The 18,119-nt window shown below is 40.1% G+C and carries 9 protein-coding genes; all 9 read left to right on the top strand.

The window, feature by feature from the left end; translation table 11 throughout:
• Window positions 1–113 precede the first annotated feature (113 nt).
• The 9 genes from VF06_RS06870 to VF06_RS06820 all read left to right on the top strand — a co-directional run bounded on the left by VF06_RS06870 (window position 114) and on the right by VF06_RS06820 (window position 17,787).
• Window positions 114–6,059: a trifunctional serine/threonine-protein kinase/ATP-binding protein/sensor histidine kinase gene (locus VF06_RS06870; protein ID WP_099072246.1), complete on the top strand. Its 5,946-nt coding sequence runs from the start codon at window positions 114–116 to the stop codon at window positions 6,057–6,059.
• Between the two features lie 324 nt (window positions 6,060–6,383).
• Entirely contained in the window at window positions 6,384–8,981 is a 2,598-nt protein-coding gene (locus VF06_RS42460; RefSeq protein WP_244918137.1) for a CPBP family glutamic-type intramembrane protease, read from the top strand.
• Window positions 8,982–9,538: 557 nt separating this feature from the next.
• Window positions 9,539–10,132, top strand: coding sequence for a TetR/AcrR family transcriptional regulator (locus VF06_RS06850; protein ID WP_099069363.1), 594 nt, complete (start codon window positions 9,539–9,541; stop codon window positions 10,130–10,132).
• A gap of 426 nt (window positions 10,133–10,558) precedes the next feature.
• Window positions 10,559–11,209 carry a glutathione S-transferase family protein gene (locus tag VF06_RS06845; RefSeq protein WP_099069364.1) on the top strand — a complete coding sequence of 217 codons (651 nt, stop codon included), beginning with the start codon at window positions 10,559–10,561 and terminating at the stop codon, window positions 11,207–11,209.
• A 169-nt stretch (window positions 11,210–11,378) separates the two neighbouring features.
• Window positions 11,379–12,092 carry an SDR family oxidoreductase gene (locus VF06_RS06840; RefSeq protein ID WP_099069365.1) on the top strand — a complete coding sequence of 238 codons (714 nt, stop codon included), beginning with the start codon at window positions 11,379–11,381 and terminating at the stop codon, window positions 12,090–12,092.
• A gap of 334 nt (window positions 12,093–12,426) precedes the next feature.
• On the top strand, window positions 12,427–13,467 hold the full coding sequence (locus VF06_RS06835) for an aldo/keto reductase (RefSeq protein ID WP_099069366.1): 1,041 nt from the start codon (window positions 12,427–12,429) through the stop codon (window positions 13,465–13,467).
• 615 nt (window positions 13,468–14,082) lie between these two features.
• A complete protein-coding gene (locus tag VF06_RS06830; RefSeq protein WP_099069367.1) occupies window positions 14,083–14,739 on the top strand; it encodes a glutathione S-transferase family protein in 657 nt (218 codons plus the stop codon).
• Window positions 14,740–14,784: 45 nt separating this feature from the next.
• Window positions 14,785–16,131: a lactonase family protein gene (locus tag VF06_RS06825; protein WP_099069368.1), complete on the top strand. Its 1,347-nt coding sequence runs from the start codon at window positions 14,785–14,787 to the stop codon at window positions 16,129–16,131.
• Between the two features lie 408 nt (window positions 16,132–16,539).
• A complete protein-coding gene (locus VF06_RS06820) occupies window positions 16,540–17,787 on the top strand; it encodes an ISAzo13 family transposase (RefSeq protein WP_099069369.1) in 1,248 nt (415 codons plus the stop codon).
• Window positions 17,788–18,119: the final 332 nt, after the last annotated feature.

Raw genomic sequence — 18,119 nt, 5'->3', positions numbered from 1 at the left:
GTAAGCTGTGCAATAGTTATTGCAGTTTCATGATGAATGTAACTGTTTCTATCTAATGGTGAAATCTTGTGTTTGTTAGGGAATACTAAATTTGGTATTTCAGGTTCAGTACGATGCTTTATATTACGGGATATCGCTTGATTGAAGAACTTTACAATGGTTCCAGAACATTGGTTTATCGAGCGTTGCGAGAGATTGACTCATCATCCGTAATTATCAAACTGTTGAAAAATTCTTATCCTAGCTTTAGCGAACTTGTGGAGTTTCGCAATCAATACACCATTGCCAAAAATCTCAACTACCCCGAAATCATCCAAACCTACAGTCTGGAACCTTATGAAAATGGCTATGCCTTGATTATGGAAGATTTTGGAGGTATTTCTCTCCAGGATTATTTTGCTGGCATTCGCAAGCAGAACATCAATTTTTTACAAGAATTTTTACAGATAGCGATCGCTCTGTGCAATTGTTTAGAAATACTTTACAAAGAGCGCATTATTCATAAAGATATTAAACCCAGCAATATTTTAATTAATCCTGCAACCAAACAAGTAAAGCTAATCGATTTTAGTATTGCATCTTTATTACCACGGGAAAGTCAAACACTCATTAACCCCAATGTCTTAGAAGGAACGCTTGCTTATATTTCTCCAGAACAAACGGGGAGAATGAATCGCTTAATTGATTATCGGACTGATTTTTATTCTTTAGGTGTCACTTTCTATGAATTACTGACTGGGGAATTACCATTTAAATCAAACGATGCGATGGAATTGGTACATTGCCACATTGCTAAACAGCCAAATCCAGTCAAAAATCAAGCAATACCGCAGGTAATTTCTGATACCATCGCAAAATTGATGGCAAAGAACGCTGAAGACCGCTATCAAAGTACATTGGGACTAAAATCTGATTTAGAAAATTGTTTAACTCAACTCCAAGAAACTGGTAAGATTGAAAACTTTCTTATTGGACGGCGGGATGTGTGCGATCGCTTTATCATTCCCGAAAAACTCTACGGTCGTGAAAATGAAGTTCAAATGTTGCTGGAAGCATTTGACCGCGTGGCTGATGGTGCTACCGAAATGATGCTGGTAGCTGGTTTTTCTGGGATTGGTAAAACAGCGGTTGTCAATGAAGTTCATAAACCAATTGTTAAACAACGTGGTTATTTTATTAAAGGCAAGTTTGACCAATTTAACCGTAATATTCCCTTTTCGGCATTTGTACAAGCTTTTCGCAATTTGATAGGACAATTACTCACAGAAAGCGACGAACAAATACAACAATGGCGGGGGAAAATTACTCAAGCATTAGGAGATAACGCTCAAATAATTATTGAAGTTATTCCAGAATTAGAACTAATTATCGGAAAACAATCTCCTGTGCCAGAAGTATCGGGTATTGCGGTACAAAATAGATTTAATTTATTACTGCGAAAATTTATTGAATTATTTCTTAACAAAGAACATCCATTGGTAATATTTTTAGATGACCTACAATGGATTGATTCTGCCTCATTAAAACTCATGGAATCCTTAATGAGCGAGGCAAATTATCGATATTTACTTCTGATTGGTGCTTATCGAGATAATGAAGTATCAAGGGCGCATCCTTTGATGTTGACATTGGATGAAATCCAAAAAAATGGTGCGGTCGTTAATACAATTATTCTTCAATCACTCAATCAATTAAAATTAAATCAATTAGTATCTGATACCTTAAATTGTAAAGTAAACCTAGCTTTACCACTTTCACAATTAATTTATCAAAAAACTCAAGGTAATCCATTTTTTGCTACACAATTTATTAAAGCATTGCATCAAGAAGGATTGATTTATTTTAATTACGAGCAAGGTTATTGGCAATGTGATATCACAAAAATTAATCAGCGATCGCTCACCAATGATGTCGTTGAATTCATGGCTTTACAATTACAAAAATTGCCAGAATCAACTCAAAATATTTTACAATTAGCTGCATGTATCGGCAATCAATTTGATTTAGAAACATTAGCTATTGTTTCTAAACAATCAAAAATCGAAACCGCAGCTAGTTTGTGGAGTGCCTTACAAGATGGATTAATTTTACCCCAAAGTGAAGTTTATAAGTTTTTTGTCGGTTCGGAAAATCAGCCTGTTACTCAAGAGAATGCTGAAATTGTTGTATATAAATTTCTCCACGATCGCATTCAACAAGCAGCTTATTCTTTAATTCCCGAAACTCAAAAACAAGCAACTCACTACCACATCGGCAAACTACTACTAAAAAATCTATCAACGGCAGAATTAGAGGACAGAATTTTTGATGTAGTCAACCAAATCAACATTGGCAAATTTTTGCTTTCAGATGAAAATGAGAAAAAACAACTTGCGGAACTTAATTTAAGTGCGGGTCAAAAAGCTAAAGCTTCTACAGCCTATGAAGCGGCAAAAAGTTACTTACAAGTGGGGATAAATTTGTTAACAAAAGATGCTAAGACTGCGGCCTATGGTCTGGCATTCAATCTGCATTTCAATTTAGCAGAAGCCGCGTTGATGAGTGGAGATTTTCAGTTGTTAGAAGACACAGTGTCAATATTACTGGAATTTGCCAACTCAAATATCGATAGAGCTAAAATTTATGTTTTGAAAGTAGATTGGTATTCTTTGCAAGGACAGTTTGCAGAATCCATCCAGGCGGGTTTGTCAGGGTTAGAAAGTCTGGGCATCACTTTTGACAGATCTACATTGAAACAATTAGCTCAACAAGAGTTTACCGTTGTTGAAGACAGCTTAAAAAATCGCTCCCTGGCGACGTTGTTGGATTTACCTGCGGTAACGAATTTAGAAGTTCGAGTCGCCATTGAATTATTGATTATTTTGCAACCACCGGCCTACATTGTCTCTGATTTCCATCTCTACAGTTTCGCGACCTTTAGAGCCGTGCGTTTATCCATTGAACAGGGTAACACTGCTGAATCAATCAAAGCCTATGCCAGTTACGGTTTTCTGATTGGACTGATACATGGTCAGTACCAGCGCGGACTGGAGTTTGCTGAACTGGCGCTGCAATTAAGCTATAAGCTTAATAGTAAATTTCAGCAATCTAGGGCTTGCTTTATATTCAGTTGTGGTATCCAAGTTTGGGCAAAGCCAATACAGGGAGCAGCCCAGAGAAATTATCAAGGGTTCCTCGCAGGACTCGAATCTGGAGAAATCATCCACGCTGGATACAACCTATACGGTAATATTCTTAATCGACTGTTTCAAGGTGAAAACCTCGCAGATATAGCGATGGACATCGATAAATATTGGCTGATTGGCGAGAAACTAAAGCATGATTTTTTGCTGAGTATTCTTTCAGCCTGCCGTTTCTTTGTCAACCAACTTTCGCAATCTTTAGATGAACAACAACCAACCTTGGCAACAACAGAACAAGCTTGGGTCGAGCGTTCTCAAGCATTAAAATCCCATACAGCACTAGGTACGTATTACATTCTACAAATGCATCGAGCTTGCTTAATTGACAGCTTTAAACCGGACATTCACTATGTTATGGAAGCTGGTAAATTTCTCAATGCTTGTGCCGGATTTACCACTTCTTCTGGTTACTATTACTATAGTTGTTTGATTTTGTGCGATCGCTATTTAAGTTTGCCACAACCAGAGCGTAACGATGTGTTGCAGCAGATTGAAACCAATCAAGCCAAACTCAAAATCTGGTCAGAAAGTTGTTCGCAAAACTTTTTACATAAGTATTTGCTAGTTGAAGCAGAGCGATCGCGAATTGTTGGAAAATATCTCCAAGCCCAAGAACTTTACGATAATGCCATTGCGGAAGCCCAAGCCAACGGTTATCTCCAAGAAGAAGCCATAGCCAACGAACTTGCTGCTAAATTTTACCTGAATTGGGGTAAAGAAAAAGCAGCCCAAGGATACATGCAAGAAGCATATTACTGCTACGCTCGATGGGGAGCAAAAGCTAAAACTGACAATCTAGAAAAATGCTATCCCCAATTACTCAAACCCATCCTGCAACAGCAACGATTCAACTTAAATCCTGTGGAAAATATTGGTACCATCGGTCAAATTTCTACCATTCACAGCACCAGCATTAGTGATGTTCTCAATTTTGCTTCCATCCTCAAAGCTGCTCAAACTATCTCCAGTACTATTGAATTAGAGCAACTTTTGGCTAGTCTCACCCAAATTATTATCGAAAACTCTGGAGCAAACAAATGTGCCTTGATTCTCCCTGAAGAACAGGGTAATTGGCAAGTCAAAGCGGTGACTTTAATCAACCATCAAGGAAGTTATCAAGGTGATTTAGAAACCACACTTAACCGACAAAAAATAGATACTTACCAAGAGATTCCTACAACAATTATTAATTTCGTCAAAAATACTCAACAAACCATTGTGATAGATGACTGTATCACAAATCTTCCCGGAATTATCGGCGAATATATGCACAGAATTCAGCCCAAAAGTGTGTTATGTACGCCAATTATTCATCAAGGACATTTAGTCGGTATTCTTTACCTTGAAAATCAACTTACAAGTGGGGTATTTAACAGCGATCGCTTGCAAATAATTCAAATGTTAGCAGCCCAAGCTGCCATCTCTTTAGAAAATGCCCGCCTCTATCGAGAATCCCAAGAAAAAGCGCAACAACTACAACAATCTCTCCAACAACAAAAAACCTTATTTGAAGTTGTCACTCAAATTCGAGAATTTTTAAACTTAGATGCAATTTTCGGTGCAGTCACTCAAAATATTCGTGAGATTCTCAAAGCCGATCGCGTCGGAATTTATCAGTTTCATTTAGATGAAAATTACAGGTATGGCCAATTTATTGCAGAAGATGTTCTACCAGAATTTACTTCTGCTTTAGCAGTAAAAGTTCAAGATTGTTGCTTTAGTGAAAACTTTGCTACCCTGTACAAACAAGGACGTGTTTGCACTATTAATGACATTAACTCAGATGTAGTCAAAGATTGCCATCGCACAATATTAACGCAATTCCAAGTCAAGGCATCATTGGTAGTTCCAATTATGCAAGATGAGACACTCTGGGGATTACTCTGTATTCATCAATGCCATCGCCCTCGTCACTGGCAACCTTTTGAGATTCAATTTGCCCAGCAAATTGGCGCACAAATGGGAGTTGCCCTCAAGCAAACAGATTTATTAATTAAAACTCAAAAACAAGCCACACAACTAAGAGAAACACTACAACAACTCCAACAAACTCAACTTCAATTAGTACAAAATGAGAAAATGTCTGCATTAGGTAACTTAGTTGCTGGGGTAGCTCATGAAATGAATAATCCCTTAGGTTTTATTTATGCTAGTCTCCAACAAATTAAACCTATTTTGGCTGATGTTGTCGAACACTTAAAATTATATCAAATTAATTTTTCCCATCATAATAATGAAATCCAAGACCACGCTGAAAAAATTGACTTGGATTATAGCTTAGAAGATTTACCAAAAATTATTGACTCTATGGCTTTAGCGTGCAACAGACTGACAAATATTAGTACCAGTCTTCGCACTTTCTCCCGTGCAGACCGAGAACACAAAGTAGAATTTAATCTTCATGACGGTATTGATAGTACAATTTTAATTCTCAAACATCGCCTGAAAGCTAATCAACAACGTCCCGCCATTCAAGTAACTACTAATTATGGCGATTTACCTTTAATTAATTGTTTTCCCGGACAGTTAAATCAAGTATTTATGAATATTATAGTTAATGCCATTGATGCCCTAGAAGAATCCAATATTGGACGAAATTCATCAGAAATACAAGCCAATCCCAATCACATCACAATTACAACATCAATCGTAGAACAACACGTAAAAATATCAATTGCTGATAATGCCAAAGGGATAAATGAAGAAATTCAACAAAAGATTTTTGACCATTTATTTACTACTAAAGCGGTAGGAAAAGGAACAGGTTTAGGGTTAGCCATTGCCCGACAAATTGTCGTAGAAAAACATGGAGGAATAATTCATGTAGATTCTACCCCAGGCAAAGGTACTGAATTTGCCATCAAGTTACCGCTTTAGCACACACAAATCACCAAAAAACAAGAATTCCAGACATTTCTGGCATCATACCAATTCATCAAAATCTTAATACAAATCCAGACCCCTGTAGGGGCGAACGGCTGTTCGCCCCAAATCTTTTCGCACCAAACCAGTTCCCCCCTACAGGGTATTTGTATCATAAAAAAAGCGATCGCTCTTTTTTCTTCGCCATCACATCCCTCAGCCACCGTCTTTTTCACCTCTAAAATGCCAGTATTATTAATATAATAATGACGAATTACTACTAGGTATATTTCCTTGATTTGGCCCGGATTGAATCGCAAAAACACGTTAAAATTAACAATATTTTTATTGTTACTCTTCCTAGCCCTAGTTGTGGTGTTGCAATTTTCCCCAAAACAACCACAGTTAGTAGAACGCAAAAGCAATTATGCAATACATATTCAACAAAATTTTAATCAACCTAGTTTTTACCCAGTGACAAAAATTCCCTCTGCAAACCTTTATAAACCGATTGCAGACTGGGTAGGAAGATTAATTTTACCAACGAAACAGCAATTAGTAGATAATTTAGATTGGGTATGGCTGGAAGTACAACATGCACCACCCACCGCACAAAGTTTGGTAGGAAAGATTGTGCGTCTGGAATGGAAAAAAAATCAAGATTCACTAGCTTACCTTCAAGCTGTAACGCGAGATGTAAATTTTACTCCGGAAGTCATTCAAAGCCAAAAACAAGGAAATATTCATCCTTTTCGACTGAATGGAGTGCGTCAGGTAGGAAGTTTACGTTCTTTGGCTGGAGCAAATCCTCATGATGATACAATTGTTGCTTTAGATGCCCAAACAATTTATATAGAAAGTCCAGAACAACCACTTTTACAAATTGAACAAGAACCTGTTTTGGTGACTGGTAGATTTTATGGTTTGGTAAAAATCATCAAACCCCATCCGCCAACTTATTCATCAACTAAAAATCACACAAATAGTGATTATTTTTTGGTACAGCATTACAACCCTAATTCTCATCAGTTTGATGGAGTTTTAGAAACTATTCGCATTCCCCAACAAGTTATAGATACGCGAAATTTTCCTCCTTCAACTTTGCAGCAAATTGAAAAGTCACCTGCGGGTAATGAAGGCTGGTATATTTACGGTGCTAAAGATATCAATGATGTATTTACTGTGCAGGCGATCGCCCCTCGTTCTCTATTTCACATCCAACCCAATCAAAGCATTACTGGCAAACAATCAGCACTGAATTATATTCAAACTGGAAATTGGCAAAATACGGAAGAAAAAAAAGGTCAATTTAATACTCTTTTCTTAAACCCAGTCCCAACAAACAATTCATCCAATCAATTAATATCAAAATGGCAAGAAGGGGACAAAGCAATCTTACTCCACTTATTCGGTGGAATTGGCGGACGTAAAGCTGAGACACTGGGAGTCCCTTACACTGTCACCGGACATTTTGCTTTTGGAATTGCAGAAGTTGTGCGAGATCAGTTTACTGACGAATTACGCTTCGAGACAAAATATCATCAAATTTATGCCCACAACCCCGATGGAATTATTGCTGCAACGCATACATGGGCTGATTATATGGGAAACTTACAACGCGGCTGGCTGGCAACCCGTCCGGTATCGGATATTCTGATAAAATTTGACCCTGTAACCCAAGATTATAATTTTGGTGGAGTCAAACTTTCGCCTTTAAATGAATTCCAGCAACAATTACAAGTCACAATGGCCCGTTATCGAGTCGGCGATGGTACTGGCGCTTCCATAGTATCACCTGCTACTTCTTGTATTCAAGATTCTAGTCAAGCGCTGTATGCAGCAATACTAGCCATTAAAAATCAAGTTGCTGCTAGTCCTCAAATTCAAACTTGGTTAAATGCCAATTCTAATCACCCGCAAACCTCAAGGTTTCAACAGTTAATCAAATTAGGTCAAGCTTTAGAAAAACAATTAACACCTTTGGGGATAGTCAGGGCTGATTGGCAGAGTCAAGCTAGTATACTCGCAGGTACGGGAATCGGCAAAACTAGTAGTTCGCCAAGTGAACTAGGCGGGGGAAAGGGTAAAGGGGAAAGGGGAAAGGTTTTAAATCCCTTACCTTCTACCCCTGCCCCTTTAAAGAAACCTGACCCAGCATTTTTGGATTGGCAGAGTACTGGGGAAGCATTTCAAGATAGGAGTATTTGGGCTGGTTTGACGACATGGCGAACAATTATGCCAAGACAAGCACAGGACGAACTTGCCGCAATATTTTTAAAACAAGGTGCCATAATGCAAGTATGGCGAACCAATCAAGTAGGCGGTTGGCAGGCTGACATTACACCCATTGCACCAACAGTGATTTTCGGACAAATTCAGATTCCCTTTACTAATATTTCACCGCTATCAATTCTTTTGAATCGTTTTTTATCATCATTAGTAATTCCCAGCCTCCAAGATTGGTTAATTGCCGGTTTACTACTGGTAATTTATGGTGCGATCGCCATACCTTTTGGTTGGAAATTTAACTTTTTACAAATACAAATTTGGTCTGCTAATTTGCTCGATCAAAGCTTGTTGGTATTGCGTTGCTTATTCACACCTGCAATTTTAGAAGAATTAATTTTTCGAGTTTTTCTGCTGCCTCATCCCACAGAAATCATCAGTTGGTTTAATTGGGTATTGTGGGGAATTTTCAGTTTATTATTGTTTGTTGTTTATCATCCATTGAATGCTAAAACCTTTTTTAGAAAGGGATTATCTACATTTTTTAATTTAGTGTTTCTCAGTTTAGCTGCATTATTAGGAATTATATGTACACTTGCCTATGCCCTTACAGGTTCCTTGTGGGTGATAGTTTTAATTCACTGGGTTGTGGTAGTGGTTTGGTTAATTGTTTTTGGAGGGATGGAAAAATTCACAGATTCATCCCATTAAGGCTAATACAGTTCAGATAAGACCAAAACACTTATAGAGACGCGGATAAATCGCATCTCGAAAACCCAAAAATTTTACTACTAGCCCTTAACTGAACCCTATTCAATACTTGTCGGTTAAGGGGGAAAGGGAAAGGGGAAAAGGGAAAGAAAAAACCTTTAACCCTTACCCTTTAACCCCTTCGGGGTTCGCCAGTCGCTCATGGGGGAAACCCCCAAGACCGCGCTGGCTCACCTTTTCCCCAAACCAAATTCCAGTTTAAAATCCTTAACCGAGCAGTATTAGAACCCTATTGCCATATTTTTGATTGTTTGTTCAAAATAAGATATGTACGTAAAAGTATTGAGTTGAGATTGGCGATCGCTCCTCAAATCCTTATCAAATAACAATCTCATTAAAGTGTAAGTGTAATCAATAGTACTGATTTTTTGTAAACGAGTGATTTAAATTACCCTAAAAATGGCAAAAACACATAAAAAAGCTGAATCTTGATTAATCGTTCAAAAATATGTATAGTTAACAAATACATACAATAATTGGGAGACTTCAATTACCCCGTGGTTCGGCAACGAGAGTTTGATAAAGACGAGGTTTTAGCAATCATCATGGATTTGTTCTGGCAGCGTGGTTATGCCAACACATCTATGAAAGACATTGTACAAGCTACAGGAATCCAGCCTGGAAGCTTATACGCCGCCTTTGGTGACAAAGAAAAGTTATTTCAGCAAGTATTCAAAAAATACACACAAGAATTCTTTCGGGCTTCCATGCCACGCCATTGTCCACCGTTGGAATGTATTCAGCAATGGTTCGATCTATTGGCAAAAGCAATGATCGGCGACTCAAAACAGAAGGGTTGTTTGATTATTAACACAGCAATAGAGCGGGAATCCCATTCACCAAGCACCATCGCCATTATTGAGGATCGTTTAGACGAAATTGAATCATTCTTTCGGCTCAATCTTGCTCAAGCAATTGAGGACGGAGATTTGCCGAAATCATTTGCCATAGATACCAACGCAAAAGCACTGCTGGGATTAGTTGTGGGTATGTTAGCTGTTGCACGAATCCGACGTGACGCTCAAACCCTTAACAGTATTGCAGCAGGAGCAAGGACACTAGTAGTTCGCCAAGTCAACTTAGCGGGGTAAAGGGGAAAGGGGAAAGCGGAAAGGGGAAAGGGAAAAGGGAAAAGGGGAAAGGCTAAAGGGAAAAGGGGAAAGGTAAAAGGGTAAGGGATTTAAAACCTTTCCTCCTTACCCTTTAAAGAGCCAAGCTTACTTGGCGTACTACTAGTGGTCTACCAATCCAAAAATGCCCTTGTGAGGCCTGGGCAAAGCGAAAGGGGTAAAGGTTAAGGGATTTAAAACCTTTCCCCTTTCCCCTTTCCCCTTTCCCCTTTCCCCTTTCCCCTTTCCCCCGCACTTTTCTCTGATCCCCGAAGGTAAGCCGACGTTTTTTCAGAAATTAATTTTACGATTTGGTGTTGACAATGATTTTGTTTCGTTTTATCTTGAATGAGTGTTCAAATTGAATGAGCGTTCAAAAATACGATTAACACTTCAGGAGTAAACCTTATGTCCAGCGTTGTTATACACGGCTTTCCAGTCAGTCCTTATGTCCGTTCTGCTCGTATTGTCTTAATCGAGAAAGGAATTGACTACCGCTTCAACGAAATCGGGTTTGATTATCTGAAGACAGACGAATATGCCAAGCTCAACCCATTTGGGAGAATGCCCGTATTGGAACATGGAGATTTCGTCTTGTACGAAACTCCAGCGATTTTAGGTTACGTTGATGAAGCTTTTGCAGGCCCATCTTTACAACCCACCGATGTCAAAGCACGCGCCCAAGTCCGGAAATGGATTGGTATTGCAGCAAATTATTTGTATACAGTCGGTGTGATGCAATTGTTTTTGCAACGAATTATGAGTCCAATTATGGGTGGTATACCTGATGAAGTTGTTGTTGCAGAGTCAGCAAACATCACTAGTCACCATCTAGATGTCCTCGAAAAAGAACTAGCAACATCATTTATCGTAGGCAATACATTGACCTTGGCTGATATCATAACTGGTTCAATGGTGTACTACGTCAATATGACCAAAGAAGGATCGGCACTGATTAAAGCCAGACCTAAAACAGCAGCATGGTTAGACAATCTCAGCCAGCGGCAAAGTTTTCAACAAACTCTAGCCGGACTGTTGGAAGGAAGGGCACAAGGTTAGATACAAATAGCAAGCGGATGTGCTTGCAAGTTACTGAAAAACTGGGTTTAAGAACTCAAAAAAATCAATTATTCCAGTTAAAGCATTGACGCTTCACAGTCAACAATAGCTACAACTGTTCATTCAAAAATTTTCCCAAAAGAATCTATTGCCCAGGAGGGTTTCAGCAATGCAGTTAGATGGAAAGCATGTAGTTGTGGTTGGTGGTAGTCAGGGCATTGGCTATGAGACTGCCCGATTGGCAAAACAATTGGGTGCAGAAGTCACAATTGCAGGTCGCTCATTAAGCAAATTAGAGGAAGCATCTGAGCGGCTAGGAAAAGTCTACACCGGTCTAGTAGACATCACTGATGAAGCCGCAGTAGAGCGTTTATTCACCACAACAGGGCCAGTTGACCACGTTTACATTTCAGCCGGTAGTTTTGTTGGTGGTAAAGTTCTTGATGGTTCTGTTGAACAATTTCGCCCTGCCATTGAAACCCGTGTTTGGGGAAGCGTTTATGTCATTCGAGCTGCTGTGCCAAAAATGCTTTCTGGCGGCTCCATTACCCTCACCGGTGGATTATCCACAGACCGCCCAGTTCCTGGTGCTTGGGCAACTGCGGTGGGAACTGCTGCGGCTGAACAAATGTCTCGTGCTTTGGCCATTGAATTAACTCCCATTCGAGTCAATGCTGTTTCCCCTGGTTGGACTGATACTCCTATGTGGGATACAATTTTTGGCGAAGCTAAAGAACAAGCTTTTCAAGATGTTGCTTCTAAAATTCCCACTAGGCGATTAGCAACAGCCTCAGAAGTAGCTAGTGCTGTTATTTTTCTGATGACCAATCCGTCAATTACAGGCGAAGTAATTCACATTGATGGTGGTCATCGTTACGTGTAGTGGACTGACACAGCTAAAATATTGCAATAAAATTTCTTGTGGGATGGGTGTCCTCACCCGTCCGTGCGGGCAGGATGCCCACCCCACAAGAGTTTACTAATGTACTATTTTAGCCCGGTCACGCTAGTAGGTCTAAATTTACGGGGAAAGTCTGAGTTGAAGAGTTGGTAACTCTCATCTTCTTACTTGTCCTGCATTTTTTTCTAATTCACATTAGGCGTAATTTATTTTTTCTTGGAGAATAGGAAATAGGCAATAAAAAACAGGAGAAAATTAATTGCCTGTTGCCTTCATATGTAGACTATTTTTCCACGCAATCAAACTGGATACACAAATGCAGTATCGATTACTGGGACGAACGGGTTTATACGTCTCTGAAATCTGCCTTGGTACTATGACCTTCGGTGGTGCTGGCTTTTGGAAAGTTATCGGTCAGTTGGGTATTGATGCAGCCACAGAACTGGTCAAAACTGCTTTCGATAAAGGCGTGAATTTTTTTGACACAGCTGATGTTTATTCAGAGGGGCAGTCTGAAGTTATCTTAGGAAAAACACTTGTAAAATTGGGATTGCCTCGCGAAGAAGTGGTGATTGCCACAAAGGTACGCGAGCGATTAGGAAATACCCCAAATCAAGTTGGATTATCTCGCCATCATATTCTCACTGGAATCGATCGCAGTTTAAAACGTCTCCAAGTAGAATACATTGACCTTTACCAAGTTCATGGCTTCGATCCACTAACCCCCATTGAGGAAACTTTAAGTACTCTCAATGATGTCATTGCCTCTGGTAAAGTCCGCTATATTGGATTGTGTAACTTTTCTGCTTGGCAGATTATGAAAGCATTGGCGATCGCAGACAAATATCACTGGCATCGCTTCGAGTCAGTACAAGCATACTATTCTCTAGCTGGTCGCGATTTGGAACGGGAAATTATTCCCCTAGCTCAAGACCAACACTTGAGTATCTTACCTTGGAGTCCTTTAGCTGGTGGTTTATTAAGCGGTAAATTTCAACGCCATCAAGACAACCCCGCAGGTGCAAGACGCACTACCTTTGACTTTCCTCCCGTTGATTTAGAAAGAACATACAACATTATCGATGTTTTGCAACCCATCGCCCAAAGCCATAATTGTTCCATTGCTCGAATCTCTCTAGCATGGCTACTCAGCCGTAGCCATGTCACAAGTATCATCATCGGTGCGAAATCTGTAGAACAATTACGTGATAACCTAATGGCTGCTGAGTTAATACTTACAGATGACGAACTTGCTGCCATTGATAAAGTTAGTCATTTACCGGTGGAGTATCCCCAATGGATGCTAAACTACCAAACTCAAGAGCGATCGCCTGGAGGAAGTCGCCCAGCTTCATGATTAATACCAATTTCACAGAAGTACACACGCCTAAGCCATTGTAATATCTGGCTTTTTGACAGCAATTTTCAGGTAATTGAAGAAGGCAGAAGGCAGAAGGCAGAGGGCAGAAGGATCAAGTCAGAAGGGGATTCAAACCCCTCCTGACTTGGAGCCACTGAACTCTTGTTCAGTGGGGGTCTTAAACCGCAAGTTCGCTCCGGTCACGGGCAGAGGACAGGAAGCAGAATTCCATAAAAGCCTTCTGCCTCCTGCCCTCTGCCTTTCCCGATAAACCACGTTGTAAGGGCGAATGGTTGTTCGCCCCTACCGGGGATTGTGGTTCAAATAGATGAAAACTGCTGTAATGCATAAATTTTGAATTGGTATAATTCCCAATACTTGTCGGGTTTTGGGGAAAAGGGAAAGAAAAAACCTTTACCCTTTAACCTTTACCCTTTAACCCCTTCGGGGTGACGCTCCTTCGTCGCTAACGCTGACGCTAACGCCAGTCGCTCATGGGGGAAACCCCCAAGACCGCGCTGGCTCACCTTTACCCAAAACCAAATTCCGAGTTGAAAATGCACAAAGCCAGCAGTATTGGTATAAGTCCTGTTTACCATAAGGAGTTTTGATATGGATCGACCTCAACTTTACGGTTGGGCATTTAGCAACTATGTTCGTGCTGTGCGAATTTTGTTACTGGAGAAGAAGGTTGATTATCATTTTGAAACAGTAACATTTCAAGATTTGACAGTAGATGACTTTACTCGCCTACATCCGTTTCGCAGAGTCCCGGTATTAGTCCACGATCGCAAAATTATTTACGAGAGCCAAGCAATTTTGCACTACATCGATGAGTCATTCGATGGAGACTCGTTTCAACCCAAAACGCCTTTAGAACGCGCACGAATGCACCAATGGATGAGCGTCACAGTTAGTTATATTCAACCAATTGCCATCGGACAAATTTTTGTGCAGCGTGTTTACATTCCTGAAAACGGCGGACAAGCTGATGAAGGCATAATTAAGCGTGGTGTAACTGCCATCGCGTCTCATCTTGATGTGTTAGAAACAGCTCTCACCCAAACTTATTTGGTTAGTGATTCCATTACTCTGGCAGATATTTTTATGGCACCCGTTCTTTTATCAATGAAGCTAGCCCCAGAGGGAGAAGAACTCATTAACAGCCGTCCGCAGTTAAAAACTTGGCTACATCACTTGACAAAGCGCCCAAGCTTCCTGGAAACCATCGTACCTGTGCCTAAATTTGGACTACAATTAGTCGCCTAATTTACCAATTTGCATTCGCAAAACCTAATTCCCCACTCCCCAATCATGAACCTGAAAATCTTGGCCCTAGCGTTGGCAACTTTAATCGGCATATCTGCAAAGACAATCGCCCAGACTCTAAATCGTGCTGCTCCTCTGGAATTTCAAGGTCGTTATCTTGTTTCCATATCGGATGCAGATATGCTTGCTTCTGCTTACGTCGATGGTAAACTAGGGCCTCGTGAGGGGCGCGATGCCATTAGTGTAATTCCTTTGGCAGGGAAACATATCCGAGATTTACGCGCTTACGAAGCTGAGGCGAGTAATTCGGTTGCTGGGCCACCAGGGGCAGTGGCGGTTACACCTGATGGTCGTTATGCATTGGTGGTTGAAACCCTAGAACAAAGACCCGAAGGCGATTGGCAAAAGCAAACCTTTGCCGATCTCAAGCATGGCAAGCGCTTGTTATTGTTTGACTTGAGTAATCCGACTCGACCAACTCAAGTGCAAGAAGTAGCGATCGCTGAGCGTCCTACATCCGTTAGCATCAATGGTGATGGTTCCCTTGTTTCAGTTACTTTTCATCCCAAAGGAGCTGGGGTAAAAACTCCTATAGCATTAATTCCTTTAACCAACGGCAGACTAGGACAACCAATTTATCCTCCGGTATCCTCCTTGCCGCCAGGACAGGAACTAATCCATACAACTTGGCATCCCACTCAAAATACATTAGCACTGGTTAATACAAATGCTGCTGAAATCTCTTTCGCCAAGGTTGTGACTAAGGATGGTAATCTTGGGCTTGAGTCCTGGGGAAATATAGTCAAAATAGAAAAGGCTCCTTACATTGCACGATTCACACCAGATGGCCGACATTTGATTGTGAATAATCTGTTTTGGGGAGCAGATGTGCAAGGAACTTGGAATGAAGCCCCACGTGGTAGTGTGGTGAGTATTCGCTTAGAAGCCGGCACACAAACCGATGGTTCCCCCCGCCATGCTTTAGTGTCACGAGCCATGACAAGTGTCAGTCCAGAAGGATTGACAGTTAGCCCCAATGGTCGATATGTAGTGACTACAAATTTAGAGCGAAGTTACTTACCATATAATGACAATCGCATCACTTGGTTCTCATCACTGACATTGATGACCCTAGATCCCCAAACCGGACAACTCAACCGAGTAGCAGATTATCCTTTTGATGGCATTTTACCCGAAGCTGCTGCCTTTGATGCCTCTAGCCAATATCTCGCAGTTGTGAACTATGACCATTTCGACGATCGCATTAAAGGCGGTTCCATAGATTTCTGGCGAATTGCTAGCGACCCGCTAAATCCCCAACCGCAGTTAGTACAAACTCGTTATTCTATCCCAGTCACCCGTGGCGCACATTCAATGGTACTAGTTCCTTAAACCTCAGGCAAGTCAGACCAATTCAAAATATACGACCCCTATTTAATTTGCGAAGAAAATTCCCTACCCTTTAATCTTCTATAAACCTCTTGCCTATTGCCTTTTGCCTCTTGTCTACCCACATAGATATGTTTATAAATCAAATCGGACTCCTATAGTCAACCGTCAACAACCAACACAAAAATATATCCTTTCTTAAATTTGCAAGAGCTTATTAGATATGTTTTTCTTGAGGATAAACTCTTGTTAACCTCTCACTTATAGTTTTTGAAAACTTATGAAAGGATTAATTAATATTTATATGTCAGGAATTATTAAAAAATTCTTAACCTGTTACGCAAGAAATATGCATAAAATCTTAAACATTATCTGATAACTTTTAGATGTTTAGGATATCAGGGTTGCTGTATGTCAGCAAGAGAGTTTCTCAAATCTAAATTTAATTCGCTTTACCCCCATCTGAATGAAAGATCGATACGCCTCTGGGCTGCCGCAGAAGCTATTGCATTAGGCAGAGGTGGAATTACACAAGTTTCTCAAGCCACAGGTCTCTCACCAAAAACAATTCGAGTGGGAATTCGCGAACTAGAAATTAAGCCAGATACTCAAATTAAAAACACCGAATTGACAGAGAAAATTAGATGTAAGGGAGGCGGTAGAAAACGTCTGCTAGAAATTGACCAAACCTTAATTCCAGACCTAGAAGGATTAATCCAACCGTTAAATTGTGGATATTCAGAATCGCCTCTACGTTGGACTTCTGAAAGCACCACCAAAATAGCTGAAAAGTTGCGAATCAAGGGTCATGTCATCAGCCCAAGAAAAGTAGCTTCTTTATTGTCTGAACTTGGCTACAGGCTACAAAATAACCGTAAAACCAAAGAAGGAGACTCCCCTTACCACCGGGACTTTCAATTTCAACATATTCATCACCAAGTACGAAATTTCCAAGCCCGCGGTCAAGTTATAGTTTCACTTGACATCAAGAAAAAAGAAACGATCAAATACAAGAGCGATGTACAAGCGTGGCAATCTCAAAAACAATTTTTCAAGGAATCAACTGATTATTTCACCCAGCCAGAACTTTTAAATTTTGTTCCATACGAAGCTTATAGCTTAACTACAAACCATGAGTGGGTAAATGTGGGAATTAATCACGATACCGCAGAGGTAGCGGTTGAATCAATTCATCGCTGGTGGCAAGATATGGGCAAAAAAATGTACAAAAATGCCACAGAATTGTTGATTATAGCAGACTGTAGTGAAGCGGATGAGTATTGTTTGCAATTATGGAAAACCCAACTCCAAACACTTGCTGATACATTTAGACTTATCATCGACGTTGCACATTTTCCTCCTGGTACAAGTAAATGGAACAACATAGAACATCGGATGTCTTGCCTGATTACGGAAAATTGGAAAGGTCAACCACTAACCATTAAAGAAGTCATAATTAATCTTATCGGTACTCCTACTACCAATGGAAATAACTCCCACATAGACGCTGGCGTGACTGAGAAAGAATTGTCAACAGTCTTGGTAGAAAAACCCAAATTCTATAGTGACTGGAACTACAGATTTGTGCCTCAAAATTTTTTGGACTTCTCCTCTTCTTTGAAAAGGAGTAGCACACTCTTGGAGATAGACAAGGAATAAAAATTATCTAGGAGTAAATTAGTTATAGTTGCATGAATTGTTCTGATTGATACATAACTAGTCATGCAACTTTAGCACATATCCGAACAAAAGACGCAAATTCAATATTGCAGGATAATTTTGGCATTTGCATCAACAATAATCCTTGTGTTTTGGCATCAGACTCAACCATAGCAATTCTATGGGAGTTCCAATAAAAAAAATATTCCATTGATATTGTTGACAGTTGACAGTTCACAGTCAACTGTCAACAATCAACAGCCTCCATGCAAGATTTCATTTTCTGATTTAGGTAGAACTTACGCAACGCCGATATTCTAAAAAGAACAAAA

The organism is Nostoc linckia z4, from assembly GCF_002608075.1.
GTDB classification, from domain to species: Bacteria; Cyanobacteriota; Cyanobacteriia; order Cyanobacteriales; family Nostocaceae; genus Nostoc; species Nostoc linckia.
Note: the sequence above shows the minus strand (reverse complement) of the source record. Positions and strands in the feature narration are given on the sequence as shown.